We start from the raw sequence: 24,743 nt of genomic DNA, 5'->3' as shown, positions 1-24,743 counted from the left end.
GCCAGTGGCGGCATCGCAATCTCACCCGCGTCTCGTTCGGTCCCTGGCGCGGATGGTCGCATTAAACAAAAGGCCGCGGCGCAGGGCAATACCTTCCGCATGCTGACGAACAACCGGGCGCGGATTTATCTTTTGCAGACGGAACCGATCTCGGAGGTGATGCCTTTTCTTCGCCACATCATCGCGCACCATCCGCGTGCGCGATCAGCGCCGCGGCCGGTACAGGCGGCGCCATTGCGAAAGCCGCTCGGCATAGGCCTTCGCGAGTGCGCGGTCGGGCGCGAACGTCTCGACGCGCCGGGGCGCGGTGCAGACGGCCTCGATCGCCTCTCCGGTAACGGCGAGGCGGCCGAGCCGCGCCGCACCGAACGCGGCACCGGTCTCGCCGTCGGCAAAGCGATGCATCGGCACGTTCAGGACATTGGCCAGCACCGACAGCCAGAACCGCGACCGCGAGCCACCGCCGATGACATCCGCTTCCGCGATGACAAGTCCGGTCTCGGCAAGCACGTCCCGGCAATCCGCGAGCGCGAAGGCGACGCCTTCGAGCACACCTTGCACGATGGCGTCACGATCGGTGGCGTGACTGAGCCCGTCGAGCATGCCGCGCACGTCAGGGTCATCATGCGGGGTGCGTTCGCCGGAGAGATACGGCAGGAAGCTGACCGGCGACGGCGCGCTCGGACGCGATCCGAGCGGCGCCAGCAGGTCGGCCTCGGAGGTCTCCAACAGCCGCGCGATCCAGGCCAGGCACGAGGCCGCCGACAGGATCGCGCCGGCTTGAATCCACCTGTCGGGGACGGCGTGACAGAAGGTGTGCACGACCCGCTCCGGATTGGCGGCGATGGTGTCGGTCGGCACCAGCAATGCGCCGGAGGTTCCGAGCGAAATGAAGGCCGCGCCGGGATTGATGGCGCCGATGCCGACAGCGCCCGCCGGATTGTCGCCGGCCCCGCCGGCGATCATCGGCCGCCCGGTCATGCCCCAGCGCTGCGCCATCTCGCTGCGCAGCCGTGCCGCCGGCGCGCAGCCCTCGACCAGACGCGGCATCTGTTGCCGCGACAGTGCGGTCGCGGCGAGCCCCTCATCCGACCAATCGCGCCGCGCCACATCGAGCCACAGCGACCCCGAGGCGTCCGAGACATCCTCGATCGCCTCGCCGGTCAGCACCAGCCGCAGATAGGCCTTGGGTTGCAGCACGAGCCGGGTGGCCGCAAAAATCTCCGGTTCGTGCCTGGCCACCCACAACAGTTTCGGTGCCGTGAATCCCGGCATCGCCTTGTTGCCCGTGGTCGCCCGCAAGGCGGGCCAGCGCCGTTCCAGCTCAGTGCATTCCGCAGCGGACCGGCCATCATTCCAGAGAATGCAAGGCCGCAGCGGCATCAGGCCGGCATCGAGCAGCGTTGCGCCGTGCATCTGGCCCGACAGGCCGATGCCCGCGACGGCGGCCAGTTCGCGCGCGTGATCCGTCTTCAGCGCGTCCAGCGTCGCGAACGTGGCCTCGATCCACTGCGCCGGGTCTTGCTCGCTATGGCCGGGATGCTTTGAGCTGACCGTCAAGGACCGGCTGCGGCTCGCCACCACGCGCTGCGAATCGTCGACCAGAACGATTTTGACGGCAGAGGTGCCGAGGTCGATACCGAGATACATGATGCCATTTGCCTTGCGCGTGCGCGACATTGCGGGCATGGCGCGATGATTTCAAGCTGTCGCATGCAGCGCATGCTGTTCCCGATGTTGGCACGGCCGCTCCAATCATGTACCCCAGCCAAAACCTCGCCGGGACGGAACGCTCATGACTGCCACTGACGACGCGGGAGGCGCCACCCGCGCGCTGATCTTCGCGCTGGTTGCGCTGGCCTGCGGGCACATGCTCTCGACCTTGCTGCGCACCATTCCGGCGATCAGCCTCGATTTGATGGCGGCGGATTTCCACATCGAGCCGCAGGCGCTGGCGAGCCTCACCTCGGTCTATCATTTCGCCTTTGCCGCGTCGCAGATTCCGGTCGGGGCGGCGATGGACCGGTTTGGCGTGCGGCCGGTGTCGCTCGCTTTGCTGGCGGGAACCGTGTTCGGCGCGATCGCGTCGGGGGTTGCAACGGGGCCGGAAAGTTTTGCGGTCGGGCAGCTGATACTGGGCGTTGCCACTTCGGGCATGCTGATGTGCCCGATGACGCTGGCGGCCAAGCAATTGTCGGCCGCGCGCTTCGGTCTGTGGTCGGGCGCGATCCTCTCGATCGGCAATATCGGCATGCTGCTGTCGTCGAGCCCGCTCGCCTTCGTGATCGACACTTACGGCTGGCGCGCCGGATTCTGGATTTCGGCGATCGGCGGCATCGCGGTGGCGCTCGCGGTGTTCGTGCTGGTGCCGAACCAGCCGGCCGAGCACAAGGATGAGTCTTCGCCGCTGTCGCAGATGATCGAGGTGCTCAGGCTCGGCCTGTCACGGCCGCTGCGCGGCCTGATCGCGCTGGCGCTGGTGTCGCTGGCAAGCTCGCTGGTGCTGCGCGGCCTCTGGGGCGGGCCATGGCTGATGCAGGTCAAGGGACTGTCGCGGGTCGAGGCCGGCAACCAGCTCGGCGCGTTCACGCTGGCGATGATCGCAGGCCCCCTGCTGGTCGGCATGATCGACCGCAGGATCGGGCGCCGCCGCGCGCTGGTGGCCAGCACCCACGCGTTCGCCGCGCTGCTGCTCGCGCTGATGGCATTGGGCGCACCGCACTTTCCCGTCGCATGGCTGTTCGGCGTGACCGTCATGCCGCCGTCCTACGATCTGGCACTGTTCGTGCTCATCGGGCTCTTCACCTCCGCGCAGCCGCTGCTGTTCGGCATGTCCAGGCAGCTCGTCGACGCGCAGGTCGCAGGCAAGGCACTGGCGGCAATCAATCTCGCCTTCTTCCTCGGCACGGCGCTGATGCAGTCGATCACCGGCGCAGTGGCCGCGTTCGCGGGGCTGCCGGCGGTGCTGCTGTTCATGGCGGCGGCATTGATCGTCGGCGTGCTGATCTTTTTGACTTATACGACGGCGAATTCGTAGGATGGGTTTCGTTGCGCTCTACCCATCCTACGCGATCGTGCACCAAAGGAATCATCATGCCTGTCGACACCAAAGCCGCCACCGACCGTCTTATGCGCTTCCTCGCGATCGAGGGCGTCACCGGACAGGAGGCGGCGATCGGGCGTGACCTTGCCGCAGCGCTGAAGGAGGCCGGCGTGCCGGCCAAGGCGATCCGGCTCGACGACGCCAACACCCGCATTCCGGTGCCGACCGAAACCGGCAATCTCATCGTCGACCTGCCAGGCCGCGGCGCGCTGCACAACCAGCCGCGGATCATGTTCATGACCCACATGGACACAGTGCCGCTGTGCGCCGGCGCCAAGCCGAAGAAATCAGGCCGCAAAATCGTCAACGAGGCCAAGACCGCGCTCGGTGGCGACAATCGCTGCGGCTGCGGCGTGCTGGTGACGCTGGCGGCCGAGCTCGAAAAGCAGAAGCTCGATCATCCGCCGATCACGCTGCTGTTCTGCGTGCGCGAGGAGAGCGGGCTCTATGGCGCGCGCCACGTCAAGCTGGACGAGCTCGGCTCGCCGGTAATGGCCTTCAACTATGACGGCGGCTCGGCCTCCAACGTCGTCATCGGCGCGGTCGGCGCGGATCGCTGGACCGTCGAGATTTTTGGCCGCGCCTCACATGCCGGCGTGGCGCCCGAGCGCGGCATCTCCTCGACCATGATCATGGCACTCGCGCTTGCAGACGTGAAGGCCGGCGGCTGGTTCGGCAAGGTGGTGAAGGGCAAGGGCGCGAGCGCGCGGCAGGGCACCAGCAATGTCGGCCCCGTCACCGGCGGCGAAGGCCGCCCCGCGGGCGATGCCACCAATGTCGTCACCGACTATGTGCATGTGCGCGGCGAATGCCGCAGCCATGACGGAAAATTCTTCAAGGAGATCACCAAAGCCTACAAGGCGGCGTTCGAGAAGGCGGCCAAGAAGGTCACGAACGCGCAAGGCAAATCCGGCAAGGTCAAGTTCAAGGCCGAGACCGACTATTTTCCGTTCCGCATGAAGGAGAACCTGCCGGTCGTCAAACGCGCGATCGAGGCGGTGTCCGCGGTCGGCGGCACCCCGAACGTCCGCGCCGCCAATGGCGGGCTCGATGCCAACTGGATGGTCCGCCACGGCATTCCGACCGTGACCTTCGGCGCCGGGCAGAACGAGGCGCACACCATCGACGAGTGGATCAACCTCGACGAATACGACCGGGCGTGTGCGCTGGCCGTGCAGCTCGCGACGATGCGGTGAGGTGAACTCGTAGGGTGGGTTAGCCCGCGGCTGCGCGAAGCGCAGTCCGCTGGCGTAACCCACCAACTTCGTTCGGCAAATGCGGAAGCATGGTGGGTTACGCTGCGCTACCCCACCTACGAACCGCGAACAAAAAGAAAAATCGGGAGGCAAACATGCCGCGCATTGCAAGTATCGAGTCCGGCCTCTACCGGATCCCCCTCCCCGTCACGCTGTCGGACTCCACGCATGGCGAGATCGCGGCATTCGAGCTGATCACCTGCCGGATCCGCGATGCCGATGGCGCGGAGGGTGTCGGCTACACTTACACGGTCGGCCGCAATGGGGGCGCGGTCGCTGATATTCTCAAGCGCGAGATCCCGCCGCTGGTCGAAGGATGCGAGGCCGATGACACGGAGGCGATCTGGCATCACGTTTGGTGGGGCCTGCATTATGGCGGCCGCGGCGGGCCGGCGGTGCTGGCGCTGTCTGCGCTCGACATCGCGCTGTGGGATTTGAAGGCGCGGCGCGCGAAACTGCCGCTGTACCAGTTGCTCGGCGGCTTCGATTCGCGCGTGCCGTGCTATGCCGGCGGCATCGATCTCGATCTCTCGGTCGAGGCGCTGCTTGCGCAGACCGACGGCAATCTCGCCAAGGGCTTTCGTGCCATCAAGATGAAGGTCGGCCGGCCCGACCTGAAATCCGACGTCGCGCGCGTCGCGGCGATGCGACAACATCTCGGCGACAGCTTTCCGCTGATGGCGGACGCCAACATGAAGTGGACGGTCGAGGACGCGATCCGCGCCGCCCGCGCCTTCGTGCCCTACGACCTCACCTGGTTGGAGGAGCCGATCATTCCCGACGACGTCGCGGGCCATGCGCGCATCATGCAAGCTGGCGGCGTACCGATCGCGGCTGGCGAGAATCTGCGCTCGTTGTGGGAGTTCAAGAACTACATCGCCGCGGGCGCGGTGTCCTATCCCGAGCCTGATGTCACCAATTGCGGCGGCGTCACCGCCTTCATGAAGATCGCGCGGCTGGCGGAGGCCTTCAACCTGCCCGTCACCAGCCATGGCGCGCACGACGTCACCGTGCATCTGCTCGCAGCCTGCCCGAACCGCTCGTATCTGGAAGCGCATGGTTTCGGGCTGGACAAATATATCGAGCATCCGCTGGTGCTCGAGGACGGCAAGGCCGTAGCGCCGTCGCGGCCGGGCCACGGCATCGGCTTCGACTGGACCGGGCTGGCGAAGCTGGCGCCGTAGAGCTCCGTCATGCCCGGGCTTGTCCCGGGCATCCACGATCTTCGTGCGACAAGCAAGACGTGGATGGTCGGGTCAAGCCCGGCCATGACGATCTGGCTGCACGCGAGCCATTCCAAGGCGCTTGATGCAGGGCACGGATATTCGGCTATGCTGGCAACAGCCGGCCCTCCTTGCGAAAGATCCCCTGCCTTGACACCCGAGCTGCACCAGAAACTGACCGCGTGGCGCCGGCATCTGCATGCCCACCCCGAACTGTCCTTGCAGGAAAAGGAGACCTCCGCCTTCGTGCAGGAAAAACTCACCGAGCTCGGCATTCCCTTCGAGGCTGAAATCGGCGGCCACGGCGTCGTCGCGACCTTGACGCGAGGCTCTGCGCAGGGCCGCGTCGGCCTGCGCGCCGACATGGACGCGCTGCCGATCACCGAGGATACCGGTCTGCCCTATGCGTCGACGTCGCCAGGCGTGATGCATGCCTGCGGCCATGACGGGCACACCGCCTCGCTGCTCGGGGCAGCCGCGCTGCTCGCCGCGGACACCAGCTGGAGCGGCACGGTCGATTTCATCTTCCAGCCGGCCGAGGAAGGTTTTGGCGGCTCGCGCGCGATGGTCGCCGACGGCCTGTTCGAGCGCTTTCCGATGGATCGCGTGTTCGGCTTCCACAACTGGCCGGGCCTTCAGGCCGGCACGGTTGCGGTCCATGACGGTGTCGTCATGGCCTCCGGCGGTCGTGTCAGCATCACCATCGAGGGCCATGCGGGTCACGCCGGCATGCCGCATCTGACGCGCGATCCGGTGATGGCGGCGGGCCACCTCATCGTGGCGCTGCAATCGATCGTGTCGCGCGGCGTCGATCCGCTCGACACCGCCGTGCTCTCACTGTGCACGCTCGAAGGCGGCACGGCGCGCAACCAGATCGCAGGACGTGTCACGATCGGCGGCACGCTGCGGTATCATCGCGAGGCGGTGAAGGACATCCTGCTCGCCCGAATCGGCGAGATCTGCGCCGGCATCGCCACGAGCTTTGGCGTCAAGGTCACGCCCGAGATCGTGATGGGCGTCGGCGTCACGATTAACGCGCCCGCAGAAGCGGGCCTCGCGCGCCTCGCCGCCGAGAAGGTGCAGACGCCGGTTCGCCGCGATCTCGCGCCCAGCATGGCCGGTGAGGATTTCGCCTTCTACCTGCAGAAGCGGCCCGGCGCCTTCGTCTGGATCGGCAATGGCGAGTTACGCGACGGCGCCGAGCTGCACGGCCCGCGCTACGATTTCAATGATGCGATCCTCCCGGTCGCATCCGGCTGGATGGCCGAGGTCGCGAAGACGGCGCTGGCATCGAACTAAACTGCGCGCGACGGCCATCCGGCCGCCGCCATCACACCTCGTCGAGCAGCTCGAACAATTCTTCGACCCGATCGAACGGGGCATCGCGCATCGGGCTGTGATAGACGACGCGGTCGCCGTCGCGTTGCAGCGATTTGCCGCGGGATTTGCGCAGACGGCCGGGCAGGAATGTCGCGGCGACCGCACTTGCGCCGACGTCGAGGCGGATGATTCCTCTGCGCTTGCAGTCGAGCCGCAGCCTTGCCGCCGCGAAGAAGTCGCGCGCGACCTTCGGCAATTGCCCGAACCGGCGCGAGGTTTCCTCTTCGAGATCGACGAGCTCGTCCTCGCTGCTGCACCTTGCGGCACGGGCATAAAGCTCGAGACGCACCGGCTCGGACTGCACATAGGTCTCGGGAAGCATATCCGCGATCGGAAGATTGAGGTCGGGCACCCACATCTCGACCCGTCCGTCATCGACCTTCTCGGAGGCCATTTTCAGAAGGTGGCTGTAAAGCACCGGCCCGAACACCTGGACATGGCCGGATTGCTGCTCCGAAAACAAATCGCCCGCGCCTCGCAAGTCGAGATCGCGCTCGCTGATGGCAAAGCCCGCGCCCGGCCGGCTGAACTCCTCGAGGACGGCGAGCCGCTTCTCGGACTGCTCGGAGCCGGTCTCGGTCAGCAAATGGGCGAAGGCACGGATGCCGCTGCGGCCGACCCGTCCGCGCAATTGGTGCAGCTGGGCGAGACCAAATCTTTCCGGCCAGCACACCACGATGGTGTTGGCACGCGGAATATCGAGGCCGCTCTCCACGATGTTGGTCGCGAGCAGGACGTCGGCCTCGCCCTCGACGAAGCTCATCATGCGGTCGTCGATCTCGTCGGCCGGCAATTTGCCGTGGAGACAGACGATGCGCAGATCAGGAGCCACTGCCTGCACGCGCGCCAGCATGGGCTCCAGATCCTGGATGCGCGGACAGATCAGAAAACTCTGGCCGTGGCGCCGCTGCTCCCGCAGCAGGGCCGAGGCGATCGCCGCATCCGACAGCGGCGCGATCCTGGTCGCGACCGGAAGCCGGTGAACCGGCGGCGAGGCGATGATGCTGAGGTCCCTGAAGCCGGCAAGACCTGCGGCGAGCGTGCGCGGGATCGGCGTGGCGCTCATCCAGAGCGTATGGACATTCTTGGCGAGGCCCGACAGCTTCGCTTTCTCGGCCGCACCAAAATGCTGTTCCTCGTCGATGATGACGAGGCCGAGGTCGTCGAATTTCACGTCCTTCGAGCCGAGCGCCTGCGTGCCGACCACGATCTTCATCCGGCCGCTGCGCAAGGCCTCCTTGGTCTGGCGCAACTCCGCGCCCGAGGTCGCACGCGACATGTTGCCGACGTCGATGTCGAACGGGGCAAAGCGCTTGCGGAAGGTTGCGACATGCTGCCGTGCCAGCACTGTCGTCGGCACCGCGATCGCCACCTGCTGGCCCGACAGCACCACGGCGGCCGCCGCGCGCAGCGCCACCTCGGTCTTGCCGAACCCGACGTCGCCGCAGATCACCCGGTCCATCGGATGGCCGGATGCGAGATCGTCCAGGACGTCGTTGATCGCCTTGGCCTGATCGACGGTCGTGAAGTAAGGAAAGCGCGCGACGAATTTCTCGTAGGCCGACCCCGGCGGCACCAGCTTGGCAGCGCGCCGCCGCCGGCGCTGGCTGATGTGCTTGGCGAGCGCCTTGCCCGCGAGCTGGATCTCCTGCTCGGCCGAGGTGCGGCGGGCCCACCATGTGCTCCCGTCCGCCTTGTCGAGCGCGAGCTTGCCGGGCTCGGTCGCGTAAGGCCACATCAAACCGAGATCGGGCGGCGGCACGAGCGCGGCATTGCTTCCCGCAAACACCAGCCTGACCATCTCCCGCAAGGCGCCGCCGCCGGTGTTGACGGTCTGCAAGCCATCGAGCACGGCGAGGCCACGCTGGAGATGAACCACCACCGTGCCCTGCTCCGGGACGTCGGCATGATCGAAGGCCGCGCTCCAGCTGCGCGCCATCGGCTGCGGATGATGGGCCCTGCTGCCGAGCACGTCGGACGCGGTCAGGACGACGACGGCCTTCCGCCCGGGCATGACGAAGCCGGCGTCGAGATCGGCGATCAGTGCCGCGTCACGATCGCGCGCGCGCATGGCCTCGTCCCAATCCGCGACGCGTTCCGCCTTCACGCCGCTCATCCGCTCCATCGCGCGCAAATCCTCCTCCTGCGCGGCAACGAGGATCAGGCGCGAATCGGCTCGCCGCGTCTCCTCGACGAAGGCGCGAAGGGCTTTGCGCGACGCTGTCAGCTTCGAGAACTCGGGCGTGGGCTGGAACGGCGCCGTCCGCGGCAGCACCTTCATGCCCCGGGTCGCCTGCTTCCAGTCGCGCGGCCCGAGATATTCGCGCTCCCTGTCCGCGCGCGTGCCGGCATCCTCGATTGTGTCCAGCCAGCCGTCGACATGCAGCGGCACCCCTGCATCCGCGATCCATTTGGCGCGCCCGCAATAGTCGAACAGCGTCGCGCGCTTGCCGCGGCCGGCGATGGCGAGTCGCTCCGACATCGGATCGACCAGAAGCTCCCTGGTCTCGAAAATGACCTCGTGCTCTCTGGGGTCGAACGCCACGATCCGGCTGATGGTGCGCCCCGAATGCTCGACCCGGTACGGACCGAGCGCGCCCGCGGGGAAGATCTCGAAGGTCTGCCCGTGGAACAGGGCGCCGCCTGGATAATCCGGCTCGTCTTCCAGATCGTAGCCCAGCGCCTCGAGACGCCCGCGAAGCTCGGCTTCCGAGAACGTCCCGCCGACCTTCAGACTTGTATTGAGGCGGAGCAGGCCCGCCGGCAGCGGCAAGCGCTCCATCACGGCTTCCGCCGTCGAGATCAGAAAGATCGGATTTTTGGATTTCGCCAGGCGCCGCAGCACGGAGGCGCGCCGGCCTGCGATTTCATGAGAGGGTTCCAACTGGTCGAACGGCAAGGTGTTGAGCCGCGGAAACACCAGCGCCTCGCAGGACGGATCGAGCCCGTGAAGGATGCTGCCGAGCCGCTCCGCCCTGTTCTCGCTCTCGGCGAGGAACACCAGGCCGCTGCTGCCGGACTGCTTGTATTGCTCGAGCAGATGCAGCGCCATCATGCCGAGCGGCGACGATGACGAGACGGCGGCGCGTTGCGATGCCTTGCCCTTCGCCGTAGCGCTCTTGCGCGGCGAAACCTTGCGCGAGCTGTTCCTTGAACTCTTCCTTGGCGAACTCTTCTTTGGCGCAGCCTTGCGCGAGACCTTGTCTCCCGACTTCTTGGCCAGCCGCGTTTTTGTGGAATGCCGCACGTTCATCTATCTCAAATCGTCAACAATCGTCGATGGCACGCGCGCCGAGCCCGTGCCGATTCGGCGGTCCGTCGCCATGCATATGGGATTTGCCATGCGAACGCACGCATTCCGCAGCGTGGATCGGTTCGATCCCACTGCGTTCTCGCCGCATCTGGTTCGAAGGCGGTACCGGGACAACCCGGATTGCGGGCGCCTCGCGATGCGTCGCACGCTGCGGCATCATCGCGGCGCTGTCAAGGACGCCATCTCGCGCGAATCGAGCGGATGGGGCACGATCCCGTCAGCGCGGCTTCACCGGGATGGCCAGGGTCGTCGAGACGGCAATGCCGGCGAACACGCGGGGAGCGCGAGCCCGCTCACGAGATTTCGCGGGGCAGCTTCCACTCCGGTCGGGGCTCGCAAATCTCGGCCACCCGCGCGACGTGATATCCGGCCGGCAGAAGCCGGCCGCCCTCCTCGTCTGCCACCGGAACGTCGGTCACCAGTCCCTCGATCAGCGCAGCCTCCCACACCTCTTTCTCGGTGGGAAACGGATCGCCGATCTGCTTGTTGCCTTCGAACAGCGCGTACATCGATTAGGCCTGCCTGAATCGGACGGAGGTCGAGCCTCCCTTCCAGCAACGTATCTGCTCCATGGACGTTCCTCCGAGCAGGCGCGGCCCATTCCCGCCGCGCAATCGGTGGCACCTGGACAATGGCGCGTATTCTGATCGGAACCTCCGGCTGGCACTACGACTCCTGGCGAGGCCCGTTCTTTCCCGAGGGCCTGCCGCTGAAGCAGCAGCTTCGCTACTATGCCGGGCAGTTCGAGACCACCGAGCTCAACGGCGTGTTCTACCGCACGCCGACGCCGGAAGCCGTGAAAGCGTGGCGCGAACAGACCGACCGCGGCTTCGTCTTCGCCTGGAAGGCATCCAAGTTCATCACGCATTGGAAACGTCTGTCTGACCGCTCCGTCAACAGCATCGAGCTGCTCGAGCAGCGGATCTCACTGCTGGGCGGCAAGGCCGGCCCGATCCTGTTCCAGCTCCCGCCTCAGTTCGAGGCGAACGCCGACAGGCTCGCATCCTTCTTCAAGCTGCTGTCGAAGAAGCGTCGCTACTGCTTCGAGTTTCGTCACCCGAGCTGGTATCAGCCCCGTATCCTGCGGATGCTGGCCGACGAAAATATCTCGCTCTGCCTGTCGGACCATCACGACGCGCCGGCGCCCTGGAAGCGCACCGCGGACTTCGTCTATGTCCGCGGACACGGCCCCGGCGGCCGTTATCAGGGTCACTATTCGCCGGCGGCCCTCGCGCAATGGGCGCGGCGGATCAAATCCTGGAAACGGCAAGGCTGCGACGTCTATGTCTATTTCGACAACGACCAGAAGAGCGCGGCGCCGGCCGATGCGCTGAAGCTGAAAGCCCTGCTTTGACGGGCGAGCTACGGTCCCCCGGCAACGGAGCCCGCGATCACCATCACCAGATCGGCAAGATCGATCTTTCCGTTGACAACCAACTCCTCCGAAGAGCCGTCGACCTTCAGCGATTGCGGCCGGTTGGCGGCCTGACGCTTGAGCTCACCAACGATGGCTTCCTTGAGTTTCTCTTCCAGCATCTGCCGTCCTTTCAGGCAATCATTTGGGATTTGGATCTGCAAGGCCGGCGCCGGGCTCGTCGAGCCGCCCGCTCCGGGCGAGCCGTACCGCGCTGCCGAGCGCGCGCGCCGCATTGCGCACCTCATGCTGAAAGTCATCATCCTCATCGAGTTCGCGATGGGACGTCGCGTATTGCTCCATGTAGCCGACATAACCGTCGACCTCGCCGAAGCGACCCGCGGAGACCAGGTGCATGTCGGTCAGCCAGTCGGATAAGGTCCGCCGTACGCCCTCGGCACCGACACTGTCGCCGTGAACGACGAGCCCGAAATGGCGGCCGGCGAGATGACGCGGATACGGCCAGCCCTTCAGCTCGATCGCCTTGGCTTCAGCCGCTCTCTTGCCGTGCGTCGATGTCGGATCGGGATTGCCGCCGTCGGCACAGACGAGACGATCCATCATTGCCTTGAGACCGCCAGGGACGTGATACCAGTTCACCGGCGTCACGATCAGGATGCCGTGCGCCGCGACCCAGAGCGGGTAGATCTCGTTCATCCAGTCGCCGGTCTGGCCCAGCGAATAGTTCGGATAGCAGCTGCATGGCCAGTGGCAGAGCGGCATCGCAGTCGAGACGCAGGATTTGCAGGGATGGATGGTCTTGCCGAACTCCGAGGTCAGGCGAGAGAGATCCAGGATGTCGACGGCCAATCCCATCTCGGCAAAGACGGGCTCGGCCAGCTTGACGAGGCGCCAGGTCTTGGACATCTCGCCGGGACAGGTGTGCTCGCTGCGGGACGAGCCGTTGATGATGAGGATGCGCGGCGTCGCGTCGGCGTCGTCATGCCGCCGCTGCGCCTCCAGGACGGCGGCACGCGCAGCGAGCCAATCGACCGCAAGGTCGTAATCAGGATCGGCGAACCCGGCACCCGCCTTCCGCGTCAGCGGAGCTTTTCGCGAATGGCTGTAGGCGTCCCAGGCGGCCTCGACGATGGCATCCAGCTCGCGCTGCAACGACATGAAGGCGGGATCGACGAACCGGCTCCTGTAGCGCCTCTCGAACGCCTCGCGCGATAGTTTGACGGGCGGCATTCCCTTGCGAACGTCCGGTTCCGTCATGCGCGCTCCCCGTCAAATTGATGCAACCCGACCAACCCGGGGTGACGGAAGCGGTTCCTCAGACGAGGCCTCTCACCCGCGGCATCAGGCGATGTCCTATTCGCGCCAGAACTCCGCCAATTCCTCCGCGGTCACAAGATCCACCTGACCGTGAAAGCGGGTGCGGTACATCGTCATCAACGCATCGTGGCCGACGTCGGACGAGCTGCACAGCGCGTCCTCGACGATCACGACCCTGAAGCCGAGGTCGACGGCGCTCAGGACCGTGGAGAGAACGCAGACATCTGTCTCCGCACCCGTGACGACGATCGTGCTGATATTCTTGTCGATCAGCAGGCCTGCAAGACTGGAATTGCTGAATGCGGAATAGGCCGGCTTGTCGATGATCGCAGCAGGAGGGACATAGCGCGCCAGCGCCGGGACGAGATCGAGGGCGGACGGCGCCACGCGGCTCCGGGTCGCCTCGCGCCAGCGTTGAAAATAGGCTCGCCACTGGCCGGGACGATCCTCCGGATCCTGCGGCGTGATGAAGCGCGTGAAGATCGTCCTGGCCTGATATCGAGAAGCGATCGACGCGATGGTCGGCAGGACATTTTCCATCCACGGTGTTTCCCAGAGTCCTCCGGGCGCAAAGATGTTCTGCATATCGATGCAGAGGTGAACGGCCTGCCGGATCGGGCTTACAGCCGAACTTTCATCTCTCATGGTCTTCTTTCTGGGCGCGCGAGCAAATCAGAACTCCGGGCAATCAGAACGCGATGGCGGCGTGACATCAAATGGCGGCCAAAGTCATCCGTTCCAGTCATGACCATTTTGCAGCGCTCACGCGCTCGTAAAAAACCAGTCTCTATTGGCCGCAACCCATCGCTATTTCCCCAGCCGCCGGCCCAACGATTGCCGCGCTGCACATAGGAACCACCGCACACAGATCGAATTGTTACGTCAGAAATTGGAGGAACCCAGCATGGACGGGATCATCTACCTTGTCGGCTTGATCGTCATCATCATGTTCGTCTTGTCCTTGTTCGGCCTGCGGTAGTGCGGCCATGACAATGGAAACGCTTGTTGCAGCCAATGAGGCAACAATTCGCCCGGCTGAGAGGCTCGAGCCGTGGGGACTGCAATGGACCCCTATTGTGGCCGGCGCCCTGGCCGCATCGGCGCTCTCGCTAATCATGCTTTCGTTCGCGACGGCTCTGGGCCTGGGTGTGGCCTCGACGGCGCCGACATGGCGGGATACCTCCTTCGCACTCTGGCTGCTCTCGGGCATCTATCTGATCCTTCAGTCGCTTATCAGCTTCGGCTGCGGCGGATATTTCGCAGGACGCGTGCGCGTCCCATATGTCTCAGCCGCGGACGATACCGAGACCCGCGACGGATTTCATGGCGTTGCCTCATGGGCGCTGGCCGTCTTGATCGGCGCCGTTCTCGTCGCGCTCGTTGCCTGGGCGTCAAGCAAACCAGCCGCGACCACGCAGCCGCCGTCGGCGTCGGAACCATCGGTTCTGAGTTTCGAGCTCGATCACTTGTTTCGCGCACCGCGTCGACCACCCAATGTCGACCTCACCGCGGAGCGAGCCGAGGCGGCACGGATCTTGATGACGTCTTCCAGCCATAACGGCGTTGCGACCGACGACAGGGCCTATCTCGTTCAACAGGTGACCGCTCTGACCGGGCTCGCTGCAGGGGATGCGGAAAGGCGGGTCGATACGACAATCGCCAATGCGAAGAGTGCCATCTCAAGAGCGCGCGCGGCAAGCATCATCGTGGCGTTTTCTGCCGCCGCGGCGTTGCTGTTCGGCGCCGTCGCTGCCTGGGCCGGCGCTGCGGCCGGCGGGCGACATCGGGACGGAGCACCCATCTCGGACTGGATGGTCCATTCGAACCGATGGTCTCGGCGCCGAATGCCGGCACCGCGGCCGATGCCCTAGCGGAGCTTAGCTTGCAGAAAGCAGAAAAGACCGGGCGTCGCAAAGACACTGAACGCGAAATGGAGCGGGCCATCATTCAGGACGCCGACAAGACATGTGGCGCAGATCTCGGGCGCGGCGAAGGCGGCACGCTGGGTCCGGCGAAGCCGGAAGATCTCGGCCATGACGACTGACACCAGACGCCGGCGCGCTCAAAGGCCAAAACTCTCCCGCGCCGTATAGGTCACGGCTTCGATCTTGTTGCCGTCGGGATCGCGCACGAAAGCGCCGTAGTAATTGGCGTTGTACTGTTCGCGGATGCCCGGTGCTCCCTCATCCCGCCCGCCATTCGCCAGGGCCGTGCTGTGGAAGCGCCGCACGGTCTCGCGGTCGGGCGCCTGGAAGGCGATATGAATGCCGTTTCCCGCACTGGCGGGCTCGCCGTTGACCGGGGTTTCGAGACTGAAGACGATGTCGGATGCGCCGTAGTGAACGGAGCGATCCGAGGACTTGAGGACCCGAAAGCCGATCAACGCCATCAACGGATCGTAGAACGCGCGCGCGCGGTGCACGTCGTTCGTTCCGACGGAGACGTGGTGGATCATCGGCTCGTTCTCCCGCCGTCGCGATCAACCGCGATCGGCTATTCCGTGAACTTCTCGGAGGATTCTTCGGCGTTGATGGCTGGGTCGGTTGCAAGCTCCCGCTCCGCTTCGCGCCAGAACTCCTCCTGCCGCCCTTCGGGCTTGCCCGCCAATTCCCAGAGCGCGTGCGCGCGGGCCCGGATGTCCTCTTCTGTCGGCTTTGCCATTTGGTGTCTCTCCTCGATATCTGTTCTTTCCAACGCTGCTTTCGCGCGTCACGTTCCAGGAGCACCCTCGCGCCCTTGTCGATCGTCCGGCTTCACAACCATTCCCCGCCGGGCTTTCGCCGACTTTTGCCGAAGCTGATCCATCCGGCATTGCGACGGCTTCTTGTCCGCTCGCCAGCGCAGGATCTTCGTGCCGTGACGAAACCGGTCACCGGAGACGTGGTCGTAGCAGACCTCGACGACGCGAACGGGACGCACCGGCTGCCATTCGGCAGATCGCTTCGTCGACCATCGGCTCGGACCGCCCGGCGCCTTGCCGGTAAAGCTGCTCTTGCTGATGATCTTCTCGAATTTGTCGGTGAGGCCAGGCCGGTCCGACGTCTTGATTGCCGAGGTGAAGCCGACGTGATGCAGGAGCCCTGATTCGTCGTACAGCCCGAGCAGCAGCGAGCCGATCACCTTGCGCCTACCCTGCTTCTTCTCGGCATATCTGAACCCACCGACCACGCAATCGGCCGATCGCAGCAGCTTGATCTTCTGCATCCCGTCTCGCGTGCCGCTGCAATAAGCGAGGTCCAGGCGTTTCGCGACCACGCCATCGTGACCGTCTTCCACGCGCCGGAGCCACGCTTTCGCCTCGGCAAAATTGTGTGTCTCCGGCGAAAGCGCGAATACGCTCGTATCCTTGAAGGACCTCCGCGCGAATTTTTCAAGCGCGGGCCGGCGCTTCGCAAGCGGCAGTGCCGCGAGATCCGTCTCACCCGATCGCAGCAGGTCGAAGGCCATGAAGCGGGCCGGCGTCTCGCCGGCGAGGCGCTTGACCCGGCTGGCCGCCGGATGGATGCGCTGAAGCAGGGCGTCGAACGAGTATCCCTCGTCGAGCTGGATGATCAGCTCTCCATCGAGGATGAATGAGCCGGCAGAGAGAGCCAGCGCGGCGGAGGCGACCTCCGGGAAATAGCGATCGAGATCGCGCCCGCCTTTCGACTGCATCCTGACCCGCTGTCCGTTGCGGATGAGCAGGCAACGGAAACCGTCCCATTTCGGCTCGTATTGCCATTGCGCTCCGCGGGGCAGTTCGGCAACAGATTCGGCCTCCATCGGCTCCATGATCAGAACTCGCGATAAACTTCGATCGTCCGGGCCGTCCCCATCCCTTGCTTCAATCGGGTTTGACGGGATGAGCCGTGCGCGGATGGCGATCATGCAACAGCCGCGCGAGCGCTTCCCGGTCTCCGGCATGGCCTTTCATCGCCGTCTCGAACAGCGCTTCCTGGACGTCGCGCGGCATATCGCCCCACACGTCCATCGCGGCCTGGCCCAGCAATGTGGCAAAGCGTTCGTCGGGCATATCGATGCTCCTGTCCGTTCCGTGAATAGGAACTGCGAGCACGCGCCGACGTTCCAGAACAGTCACCAAGACCAGCCATTGCGAAAGGGAGAGATTGCAGATGGGACTGTTCACCAAGGACATCAAATCGATGGACGACCTGCTGATCCACGGGTTGCAGGACATCTATTATGCGGAACAGCAGATCCTTAAAGCGCTGCCGAAGATGATCGACAAGGCCACCAACCGGGACCTCGTGACCGGCCTCACGAACCATCTCGAGGAGACCAACAAGCAGGTGGAGCGGCTTCAGAAGGTATTTGCGAAGCTCGGCAAGGAACCCAGTGGGACGCAGTGCCCGGCCATCGACGGCATCATCAAGGAGGCCGACGAGACTGCTGGCGAGATCGAGGACAAGGCCGTGCTGGACGCCGCCATCGTCGCGAACGCGCAGGCCGTCGAGCATTACGAGATGTGTCGCTACGGGACGCTGATTGCCTGGGCCGAGGAGCTCGGGCACGACGAGATCGTCCGCTTTCTGACGACCAACCTGAACGAAGAAAAGGCTGCAAATACCAAGCTGAACACGGTCGCTTTGCGCAAGGGCGTCAACGCCAAGGCGTCGAACGCGGCGTAAGTGGACGTTTGTCGCGCGAGCGAGGGCGGCGGGCCTGCCACGCGAGCCCGCCGCCTTCAGGGATGATCAGCAGCCGCGGCAAATGATCAGCTTGCGATCGATCTCCACATCGAGCCGCTGCAGCTCGGTGTCGACGCGCGTGGCCTGCACGGGCGCGGCCATATCGCTCTGCCGCGGTTGCCGGTGTCCAATGGGAGCTTGCCGGTACAAGTCCGCGAACCTTGTCACGGCGGGATTATCGGGCGAGATAGTCATCTTGCGGGCGCCGGCGCCCGTACTTTCGCCCGCTCTCAGGCTTGAAAGCGGCAAGAACAACAACGCAGCTGCGACGGTGGTCACACCAAGTCTGTTCGACATCATCTTTCTCCTATTGCGGTGACATTGCGAACACGCGCTCGTCAGGAATAGGAGATGCCGGCTACCCCGCGATTTCGCCCGCGTGATATCGCGTTACGGCTGAAATCGCATGCAATGCCGTCGCGGCTCAGAACGCCCCGGCCGCCCGCCTCAGCCTTCCGCTCCTGACTGATGCGACAAGGCTCCGCGCCAGCGCGCCGGCGAGCTCCACCGATACCAGCGGGTGGTGAACGAGCTCGGTGATGCCGGATGTCTTGAGCGAGGGCATCGCAAGATCGCGTGCCGAGGGCGCCGCCAGGATGATCGGCAGAGCCGGGGCGGCATCATGCAAGGCCGCCGCGAGATCGAGCGAGGAGCCTCCGGGCAGGTGACACACCAGTGCCACGTCGAAACGAGCGTGCGCGGCCCGGCAGGCGGCGGTCGCCTCCGCCAGCCGGGTGAAGCCGACGGGTTCATAACCCAGTGCCGCGAGAATTTCCTCGTGGCGCAACAGGCGGCGGCGGTCGGTGTCGATCACCAGCACGGTTTCGCCGGCGCCCCGCAACACCGGATCGTGGCCGCATTGAGCCGGCACGTCAGGCTCGCCCGATGGCAACCAGATGTCGAAGCGCGTTCCGGCATCGGGCTTGCTCTGAACGGCGACGGCACCGCCATGTTGCTCGACGATCTCGCGAACCGTCGCGAGGCCGAGGCCGTTGCCATCCGGGCGGGTGGTGAAGAAGGGCTCGAAGATCCGCTCCAGCGTCGCCTCATCCATGCCGGGCCCGGGATCGGCGACCGAAATGACAGTGAAGTGGCCAGGACCGACTTCGCTGCGCCCGACCGGCAACGGCTTCGCAAGTTCATACGTTTCGATATTGAGCTCGATGCGACCCGGTTCCTTCATCGCCTGCGCCGCATTGTTGCACAGATTCAGGATGACCTGCTGCAACTGGGCCGGCTCGCCCGTCACGACCGCCATTTCGGCCGTCTCGCTGACCTCGAACTTGACGTGCGAGGGCAGCGATGCCGCCAACAGCGATCTGGTTTCGTCGACCAGGGTCTTGACGCAAACGCGCTCCCGCCTTCCCTCGCCTCGGCGACCGAAGCTGAGAATCTGCTCGACCAGCTGACGCGCCCGCTCACCAGCCCGGCGGATCTCCGCGAGACTCGCGGCCGGCCGGCTCCCCGACGGGACCCGCGCATCGGCCATTTCGGCATAGCCGAGAATCGCGCCGACGATATTGTTGAAGTTGTGGGCGATGCCGCTGGCGAACGTTCCAATGGTCTCCATGCGTCGGGCCTGTTGCAGGCTCGCCTGGAGACGCTCCTTCTCGCCTTCGAGCCGGGCGCGCCCGATCGCGTTGCCGATGGCGTCGAAGGCCATGCGAAACAGCGAGACCTCGGACCAGTATGTGAGCGCGTCTCCGCGCACGGCATCGAAGCCGAGAATGCCGTCGCGGCTGCCGTACGGCGCCGTGATGCACAGCCAGCCGCTCACACCGGCTTCGGCGAGCAGGCTCATCATGTCATGGGGATGTGAACCGTTGACCTTGGGGATATAGACGATGCCGTCCTCGCCGGCGTCAAATCGCGGCGCAAGGCTCAGCACCCGCTCCGGCCAGCCCGGCTCGAACGCGATGCCATCGCGAGACCACCGATAGGTGTGCACCGTGGTCCCGGCCACGCAGGCAAAATAGGCTCGGTCCGCGCCGATATATCCGGCAAGCTGGTGCAACGCCATCTCGACATCGGTGGCGATCCGCTCGTTGCTCGAGTTGATGAACAGCATCGAGATATTGGCGATCGCGTGCTCGAACGTCGCGCGCCGGCGCAGCGTCACAGCCCGTTTGCGCAACAGCATGCCGAAATAGATGATACCGGTAAGCAGCAGCAGCGAGGTGATATACTGGAGCAACCGCGTCTTGCGCGCCGAGGCGCGGGCGGCGAGCTGGCGTTTGAGGATGACGGCCAGCATGGCATCCTGCTCGCGGTTGTTGGAATCGGCGACGAGCGTCTTCAGGATGGTGTCGATATCAGGCAGCAGGTCGTGCAGCATCTGTCCGTGCGTCAGCAGCGCGTGGACCGAGTCCTGCTCGGCCGGCGGCGTTTGCAGCTGCGCCAGTTCTTCCAGCCGGTCCTCGACCTGGCGCGCCGCCGCGTCCGAAGTATCGAGGGTCAGGCGCAGCATGGCGGCCGCCAATGCGGAGGCGGCCGTCACCACCGGCCGGGACCCCGATTCAGCCAGCTTGTCGCTGAACAGGCCGAAATAGGCAAAGGAGTTCTGGAGCAACGCGTTCCTGCTCTTGAACCGTTCGATCAAGCTTTCCTGCCGGCCGGCACGCGCCGACAGCACATCGATCGCGCCGGTCTGCTCGGGGTCGAGGCCTACCGTGTCGCGCAACCGCGTCAAGGCATCGTCATAGGCATTCACCATCTGCACCAGCCCGTCGTAATTGCGCGACAAGCCGGCGCGCGCGGTGAGGACTTCCCTGGTCATCCCGCGCTCGAACCTGTTGAAATCCCCGAGCGCCTGCAACTGGCTGTCGTAACGCGCCGAATTGATGTTCAGCCCATTGAGCAGGAGCCAGGTGAGAAGCGCGAGCACGAATGCAAAGCTGGCAACGAGCGGAGTAGATCTCACGGCGAGCCTCCCACGGGCGCGCCGCGATAGGTTCCGGTCAGGCTGCCCAGAAAGGCGACGAGCGACCTGGCCTGCTGATCTGTCAGCGTCGCGTTCAACTGGGCCATTGCCATCTTGCGAACCGCGTCATCGAGCGTCGGTGCGCTGCCGTCGTGAAAATACGGCGCCGTGGTCGCGACGTTGCGCAGGCTCGGCACGCGCAGGATCTTCGGCTCGGGCGAGGCGAGCGGATGGAATATGCCGTGCCGCTCGAATAGATTGCCACCGACGTTGACGCCCTGGTGGCAGGCCGAGCACCCCAGCGACTTGAACAGGCGGTATCCGTCCCGTTCGTCGGGCGACAGCGCTGCGTCGTCACCCTGGAGCCAGCGGTCGAACCTGCTGCCCGGCGTGAGCAGCGTGCGCTGGAAGCTTGCGAGCGCGTCGACGACATCGTCGCCCTCCGGACGGCGGCCATAAGCCGCCATGAAGCGGCCGCGCATATCGAGATCGGCATCAAGCTTTGCCGCAATTTCCACCGCACTGCTGCCCATGGTGTGCGGGCTTTCCAGCGATGCGTTGATATCGGCCTCGATGGTGCGGAATTTTCCTTCCCAGCTGAAACGAAAGCTGAGCGTGGAGTTGAAGACGGTGAGCGAGTTGAGCGCAAGGTCCGACCCGTCGAGACCGACATCGTGCCGCTTCTGGCTCGCGCCGTTGGTCGCGACGTCATGGCAATATTGGCAGCTGCGGGAATTGTCGTGCGATATCCGACGGTCGCTGAACAGCTTCTCGCCGAGCGCGACCTTGAGCGGGTCGAGGGCGGGAGCCGAGGGAATTGGCGTGATCGGCTCGCCGCGGTCCAGTACAACCGGCGGCGGCGATTGCGACGGCGCAGGCGTGACTTCCACGCAGCACAACAGCACCGCGCAAATGGCGATGACGCCGCCCCGATAGCCGGCGCCTGGCCCGGCTCCGCGAAATCCAGTCAAGAGTCGCACTGTCAATCATATGGGGGTGGAAGCGAAACCAATTGCATCTCTTCAAGGGCTTTTGATCGAAGCGCGATGATTTCGTGAACGCGGCCACCACCAGATCCGCAGACGGGGGCCGAACAGGCCGGAGCTGAGGCCGCTCGACATCATCAGGCGGCACGCGGCGTGGCAGAGCTCCAGCCCGGTGAAGGCGAGATAGAACGCATCAGCAATCATGGCAGTACCTCACGGTCCACTCGATCTCCGACCGGCCGCGGATTCCGAGATCGCGCAGCGTCCGGTCGTCGAGATCCTTGAGAGCCGCAATCGCCCGTCTGATCTCGCGCTCGCGGCGCAGCTGCGCCGTCAAGGCCGACACCGTCTCACCCGCCGCGCGCAGCCAGGTCCAGTGGCGCTCCGGTTGGGCGTCGCGCGGCCGGACGCGATCGAACTCGACCACGTTGCCGGTGCTTTCGGCCTCCGCACCGGAGCTGCTCCGCGCCCGCTGCGGTGGCTCGCCGGCGTCAGCGGGCTGGCGATCCCGCGTGGCCGCCAGGATGGCGTGAACCGGCATGGCCGCCGTCGGATGCAACGCCGCGCCATAGAGGGCAAAGCCCTCCATCAGGGAAAAGGCCAGCGCCCACCAGAATGTGCCGGTGTCGCGCTCCGGCCCCGCATCAGGATGCGAACCGATGTCGGCAACGCCCGGCATCGTGCTGCGCCCGGAACCGGGACGGACAAGGCCACCGTCATCGAACCGCACGAGCCGGCCCGCTCCATCGGGCTCGGCGACACTCAGTCGGACAACACGGGCTACACTGCGAGACTGCGGTTTCATCGTAAATCTCCCACACGCTGTTGGTGGGAGGCAATCTGCATACAGGCCGTTACACCGAGATCACCGCCATCGACAAAGGGGTTACAGTTGCAATGCGGCGGCCGCGTTTAGAACGGATCCACGGGAACCGCGAAGACATAGCCGACTCCGCGCTCGGTCTGAATGACGCGCGGCGCGCTCGGGTCGGTCTCCAGCTTGCGCCGCAGCCGCAGCACCTGGACGTCGATGCTGCGATCGAAAATGTCCTCGTGGATGCGGGTCGCCTGCAGCAGGTGCTCGCGGGTCAGGGGCCGCTGCGGCGCTTCGAGGAAGGCCAGCAACAGCGCATACTCGCCCTTGCTGAGCGGCACCGGCGCTTCGTTGGGATCGATCAGCTTGCGACCGCGGCGCTCCAGCTTCCATCCGCTGAAGCGATAGCCGCCGCGCTCGGGATCGCGGGCGCGCGCGGCACGGCCCATCTCCTGTCGGCGCAACACCGCCCGGACACGTGCGAGCAGCTCTCGCAAGGAGAACGGCTTGATGATGTAGTCGTCGGCGCCGAGCTCGAGGCCAACGATACGATCGATCTCATCGGGGCGGTGGCCGGTCGTGATGATGACGGGCACGTCGGAATGCGAACGGATCTCCCGCAGCAGATCCAGACCGTCTTCTTGACCAAGCCGAAGGTCGAGAATGATCAGACTGGGCTGACTGGCTTCGAGATAGTGGTTCAACTCAGTCCTGTTGGAGGCCGCCCTGGTCGGGACGTTGTGCTCCTCCAGATATCTGATCACCATCTGTCGCAAGGTGGGATCGTCGTCGACAACGACGATGTGGCCAACATCTGCAAGCATACTTCTCTCTCAAAATCTGCCGTCACCAACAGAGGCGCGATCTAATATCCGCAATCACTCAAAATAATATAGGGGACAGCCAAAACCTCGCCATGCGCGACACCGTCCATAACGCTCTGATGACGCCGTAACCCGGTATTTCTGCGGCCAATTCCATCGGATATCGCAGACGTGAAGCATTGTGATCCGAGCTAATGCTACTTTTGAGCGATTCCAATGTGCCCGCCTGCGTCATTGTTCGTCGGAGACGAAGGGACTGTTCGGCGGTGACGACGCCCTGCGTGACTGTCAGCGAAAGACTGTGAAAGTTTTAGAGACTGTGAAAGCTTTCCTGCGCGCGCGACGTCGACGTCCGCTACGCGCGTGCTTCCGCCGTTGCGCTTGCTATTGCGCGAGGCGTGAATGGCGACAGTGCGGCCGGGCGAGACCGGCCGCACTTCGACTGGATATGTCAGGTGCGCGGGAGAGCCGCCAGATACTGGTAGATCGCAGCCAGTTCGTCGTCGTCCATCCGCCCGATCGGCCGCCAGGGCATTTGCTCTGCGAGGTGATGTCCGTTCGGATCGACACCCGTGCGCATGGTGGCGATGAACTGTGCCTGGCTCCAGTCCTTGACGATGGTGAGGTCGGGTCCGAGCGGCGGCAATTGGCCGGGCACGCCGCCGGCGAGATCCTTGCCGTGGCATTCACGGCAGTCCTGATAGGACAGGAGGTACCTGCCATAGCGGGCCGTCGGCGCCTTCGGCGGCGCGACGATCACCCCGGTGAACACCGGCTTGGCGTCCGGCAGCAGTCCGGCGCCCAGCATCGCCAGGCCCAGCAGGCTGAAATGGTCGGGCGGATCCCGGGTCGGCTCCCCCGTCGCGGGCAAGCTGCGGATATAGGCGATCACCGCGCTGGTGTCGTCGTCGCTGAGCCGGCCGGCATTGGTGAAGGACATGATGGCCAGCCATCGCCCCTGCGCGTCGACGCCATTGCGAATGGCGCGAAAGATCTCGCCGTCGGACCAATGCTTCAAGGCTCCGGCGGGCGTGAGATTCGCGGGCACGAAAGAGCCAATCGGAAGCGGGAGGTCCTTGCCAACGTCGCCGCCGCCGGACAGCACGCCGCTTTTCGAATGACATCCGGCACAGAAGCCATCCGCGACCGCCCGGCCGCGAGCAATCTGTTCCGGCGTCGCCTCGATCTTGAGATCGGGGACCGGTGCAGAACGGGTATGCTGCTTGACGATGCCCGCTGCGGTCAACGCGCCCACACCTGATAGCGTGATGGCCAGCGTTGCCACCAGCACCACCCCGCCCCACCTCACGACAAGATGATCTGCCCGCAAGGCGCGAACGCCGAGCCAGACCAGAAGCGCAATGAGAGCGACGATCGCTGCCAGGGCGACAACATCCTGCATGGCGTACTCCTCAAAGAATTCTGCGCGGTCACAACCGCGCGATATCCTGGTCGTCAATAATTGCCTTCGGCCAAATCGCCGTTGAATGTCCGCGGCACGCCAAACGGCGCTTTGCCGGATTACGGGCGCGGCATTACCGCCT

At 65.1% G+C, this 24,743-nt stretch carries 25 protein-coding genes; 8 read left to right on the top strand and 17 right to left on the bottom strand.

The genetic code is table 11. The annotated features are described in order from the left end of the window. Nucleotides 1-204: 204 nt before the first annotated feature. Entirely contained in the window at nucleotides 205-1,650 is a 1,446-nt protein-coding gene (gene xylB / locus B5V03_RS18820; RefSeq protein WP_129272035.1) for a xylulokinase, read from the bottom strand. A 145-nt stretch (nucleotides 1,651-1,795) separates the two neighbouring features. Between xylB and B5V03_RS18815 the strand changes: the two genes are divergently transcribed. The 4 genes from B5V03_RS18815 (at nucleotide 1,796) to B5V03_RS18800 (ending at nucleotide 6,881) form a co-directional block, all read left to right on the top strand. Continuing rightward, nucleotides 1,796-3,037 carry an MFS transporter gene (locus B5V03_RS18815; RefSeq protein WP_129271897.1) on the top strand — a complete coding sequence of 414 codons (1,242 nt, stop codon included), beginning with the start codon at nucleotides 1,796-1,798 and terminating at the stop codon, nucleotides 3,035-3,037. Between the two features lie 56 nt (nucleotides 3,038-3,093). Next, nucleotides 3,094-4,299 carry a M20/M25/M40 family metallo-hydrolase gene (locus B5V03_RS18810; protein ID WP_129271896.1) on the top strand — a complete coding sequence of 402 codons (1,206 nt, stop codon included), beginning with the start codon at nucleotides 3,094-3,096 and terminating at the stop codon, nucleotides 4,297-4,299. A 155-nt stretch (nucleotides 4,300-4,454) separates the two neighbouring features. Beyond that, complete coding sequence (locus B5V03_RS18805) at nucleotides 4,455-5,543, top strand: mandelate racemase/muconate lactonizing enzyme family protein (RefSeq protein ID WP_129271895.1); 1,089 nt, start codon at nucleotides 4,455-4,457, stop codon at nucleotides 5,541-5,543. A gap of 189 nt (nucleotides 5,544-5,732) precedes the next feature. Further along, a complete protein-coding gene (locus tag B5V03_RS18800; RefSeq protein ID WP_129271894.1) occupies nucleotides 5,733-6,881 on the top strand; it encodes an amidohydrolase in 1,149 nt (382 codons plus the stop codon). Nucleotides 6,882-6,912: 31 nt separating this feature from the next. Here B5V03_RS18800 and B5V03_RS18795 read toward each other — a convergent pair whose 3' ends face one another. Beyond that, complete coding sequence (locus B5V03_RS18795; RefSeq protein WP_164988135.1) at nucleotides 6,913-10,017, bottom strand: DEAD/DEAH box helicase; 3,105 nt, start codon at nucleotides 10,015-10,017, stop codon at nucleotides 6,913-6,915. Between the two features lie 551 nt (nucleotides 10,018-10,568). After that, on the bottom strand, nucleotides 10,569-10,784 hold the full coding sequence (locus B5V03_RS18790) for a hypothetical protein (protein WP_129271892.1): 216 nt from the start codon (nucleotides 10,782-10,784) through the stop codon (nucleotides 10,569-10,571). 122 nt (nucleotides 10,785-10,906) lie between these two features. On the opposite strand from B5V03_RS18790, the gene B5V03_RS18785 reads away from it, so the two are divergent. Further along, on the top strand, nucleotides 10,907-11,629 hold the full coding sequence (locus B5V03_RS18785) for a DUF72 domain-containing protein (RefSeq protein WP_129271891.1): 723 nt from the start codon (nucleotides 10,907-10,909) through the stop codon (nucleotides 11,627-11,629). A gap of 8 nt (nucleotides 11,630-11,637) precedes the next feature. On the opposite strand, the gene B5V03_RS41530 is transcribed toward B5V03_RS18785, so the two are convergent. From B5V03_RS41530 to B5V03_RS18775, 3 genes are all read right to left on the bottom strand, one after another. Beyond that, nucleotides 11,638-11,811 carry a hypothetical protein gene (locus B5V03_RS41530; RefSeq protein WP_164988117.1) on the bottom strand — a complete coding sequence of 58 codons (174 nt, stop codon included), beginning with the start codon at nucleotides 11,809-11,811 and terminating at the stop codon, nucleotides 11,638-11,640. Nucleotides 11,812-11,830: 19 nt separating this feature from the next. Next, nucleotides 11,831-12,907, bottom strand: a complete 1,077-nt coding sequence (locus B5V03_RS18780) for a flavodoxin family protein (protein WP_129271890.1) — start codon at nucleotides 12,905-12,907, stop codon at nucleotides 11,831-11,833. A 96-nt stretch (nucleotides 12,908-13,003) separates the two neighbouring features. Continuing rightward, on the bottom strand, nucleotides 13,004-13,612 hold the full coding sequence (locus B5V03_RS18775; RefSeq protein WP_129271889.1) for a cysteine hydrolase family protein: 609 nt from the start codon (nucleotides 13,610-13,612) through the stop codon (nucleotides 13,004-13,006). Nucleotides 13,613-13,953: 341 nt separating this feature from the next. Here B5V03_RS18775 and B5V03_RS18770 point away from each other — a divergent pair, with 341 nt between their 5' ends. Together B5V03_RS18770 and B5V03_RS41525 are read left to right on the top strand one after the other, a co-directional pair. Then, the gene (locus B5V03_RS18770) at nucleotides 13,954-14,838 is read left to right on the top strand and encodes a hypothetical protein (RefSeq protein WP_129271888.1); all 885 of its coding nucleotides are present in this window, start codon (nucleotides 13,954-13,956) and stop codon (nucleotides 14,836-14,838) included. 11 nt (nucleotides 14,839-14,849) lie between these two features. Further along, nucleotides 14,850-15,011 (top strand): hypothetical protein, encoded by a 162-nt coding sequence (locus B5V03_RS41525; RefSeq protein WP_164988116.1) that lies wholly within the window; start codon nucleotides 14,850-14,852, stop codon nucleotides 15,009-15,011. Nucleotides 15,012-15,029: 18 nt separating this feature from the next. On the opposite strand, the gene B5V03_RS18765 is transcribed toward B5V03_RS41525, so the two are convergent. From B5V03_RS18765 to B5V03_RS18750, 4 genes are all read right to left on the bottom strand, one after another. Beyond that, nucleotides 15,030-15,422 carry a VOC family protein gene (locus B5V03_RS18765; protein WP_129271887.1) on the bottom strand — a complete coding sequence of 131 codons (393 nt, stop codon included), beginning with the start codon at nucleotides 15,420-15,422 and terminating at the stop codon, nucleotides 15,030-15,032. Between the two features lie 38 nt (nucleotides 15,423-15,460). Next, nucleotides 15,461-15,628, bottom strand: coding sequence for a DUF2934 domain-containing protein (locus B5V03_RS18760; RefSeq protein WP_129271886.1), 168 nt, complete (start codon nucleotides 15,626-15,628; stop codon nucleotides 15,461-15,463). A 48-nt stretch (nucleotides 15,629-15,676) separates the two neighbouring features. Continuing rightward, nucleotides 15,677-16,729, bottom strand: a complete 1,053-nt coding sequence (locus tag B5V03_RS18755; RefSeq protein WP_164988134.1) for an ATP-dependent DNA ligase — start codon at nucleotides 16,727-16,729, stop codon at nucleotides 15,677-15,679. A 61-nt stretch (nucleotides 16,730-16,790) separates the two neighbouring features. Next, nucleotides 16,791-16,979 carry a hypothetical protein gene (locus B5V03_RS18750; RefSeq protein WP_129271884.1) on the bottom strand — a complete coding sequence of 63 codons (189 nt, stop codon included), beginning with the start codon at nucleotides 16,977-16,979 and terminating at the stop codon, nucleotides 16,791-16,793. Between the two features lie 100 nt (nucleotides 16,980-17,079). On the opposite strand from B5V03_RS18750, the gene B5V03_RS18745 reads away from it, so the two are divergent. Next, nucleotides 17,080-17,595 (top strand): ferritin-like domain-containing protein, encoded by a 516-nt coding sequence (locus B5V03_RS18745; RefSeq protein WP_129271883.1) that lies wholly within the window; start codon nucleotides 17,080-17,082, stop codon nucleotides 17,593-17,595. Between the two features lie 66 nt (nucleotides 17,596-17,661). Here the strand turns inward: B5V03_RS18745 and B5V03_RS18740 are convergent, their stop codons facing one another. The 7 genes from B5V03_RS18740 to B5V03_RS18715 all read right to left on the bottom strand — a co-directional run bounded on the left by B5V03_RS18740 (nucleotide 17,662) and on the right by B5V03_RS18715 (nucleotide 24,601). After that, the gene (locus B5V03_RS18740) at nucleotides 17,662-17,955 is read right to left on the bottom strand and encodes a hypothetical protein (RefSeq protein ID WP_129271882.1); all 294 of its coding nucleotides are present in this window, start codon (nucleotides 17,953-17,955) and stop codon (nucleotides 17,662-17,664) included. Between the two features lie 124 nt (nucleotides 17,956-18,079). Further along, nucleotides 18,080-20,575, bottom strand: coding sequence for a two-component system VirA-like sensor kinase (locus B5V03_RS18735; RefSeq protein WP_129271881.1), 2,496 nt, complete (start codon nucleotides 20,573-20,575; stop codon nucleotides 18,080-18,082). After that, the gene (locus B5V03_RS18730) at nucleotides 20,572-21,555 is read right to left on the bottom strand and encodes a cytochrome-c peroxidase (RefSeq protein ID WP_129271880.1); all 984 of its coding nucleotides are present in this window, start codon (nucleotides 21,553-21,555) and stop codon (nucleotides 20,572-20,574) included. Before B5V03_RS18730 ends, B5V03_RS18735 begins: the two co-directional genes overlap by 4 nt. Nucleotides 21,556-21,597: 42 nt before the next feature. After that, nucleotides 21,598-21,765 carry a hypothetical protein gene (locus B5V03_RS41520; protein ID WP_164988115.1) on the bottom strand — a complete coding sequence of 56 codons (168 nt, stop codon included), beginning with the start codon at nucleotides 21,763-21,765 and terminating at the stop codon, nucleotides 21,598-21,600. Beyond that, the gene (locus B5V03_RS18725; protein ID WP_129271879.1) at nucleotides 21,755-22,366 is read right to left on the bottom strand and encodes a DUF1127 domain-containing protein; all 612 of its coding nucleotides are present in this window, start codon (nucleotides 22,364-22,366) and stop codon (nucleotides 21,755-21,757) included. Before B5V03_RS18725 ends, B5V03_RS41520 begins: the two co-directional genes overlap by 11 nt. A 107-nt stretch (nucleotides 22,367-22,473) precedes the next feature. Then, the gene (locus B5V03_RS18720; RefSeq protein WP_129271878.1) at nucleotides 22,474-23,199 is read right to left on the bottom strand and encodes a response regulator; all 726 of its coding nucleotides are present in this window, start codon (nucleotides 23,197-23,199) and stop codon (nucleotides 22,474-22,476) included. A gap of 451 nt (nucleotides 23,200-23,650) precedes the next feature. Then, entirely contained in the window at nucleotides 23,651-24,601 is a 951-nt protein-coding gene (locus B5V03_RS18715; protein ID WP_164988114.1) for a c-type cytochrome, read from the bottom strand. Nucleotides 24,602-24,743 lie beyond the last annotated feature (142 nt).

It is taken from the genome of Bradyrhizobium betae, from assembly GCF_004123905.1.
Classification (GTDB): Bacteria; Pseudomonadota; Alphaproteobacteria; order Rhizobiales; family Xanthobacteraceae; genus Bradyrhizobium; species Bradyrhizobium betae_A.
This window is presented reverse-complemented; position numbering and strand designations above follow the sequence as displayed.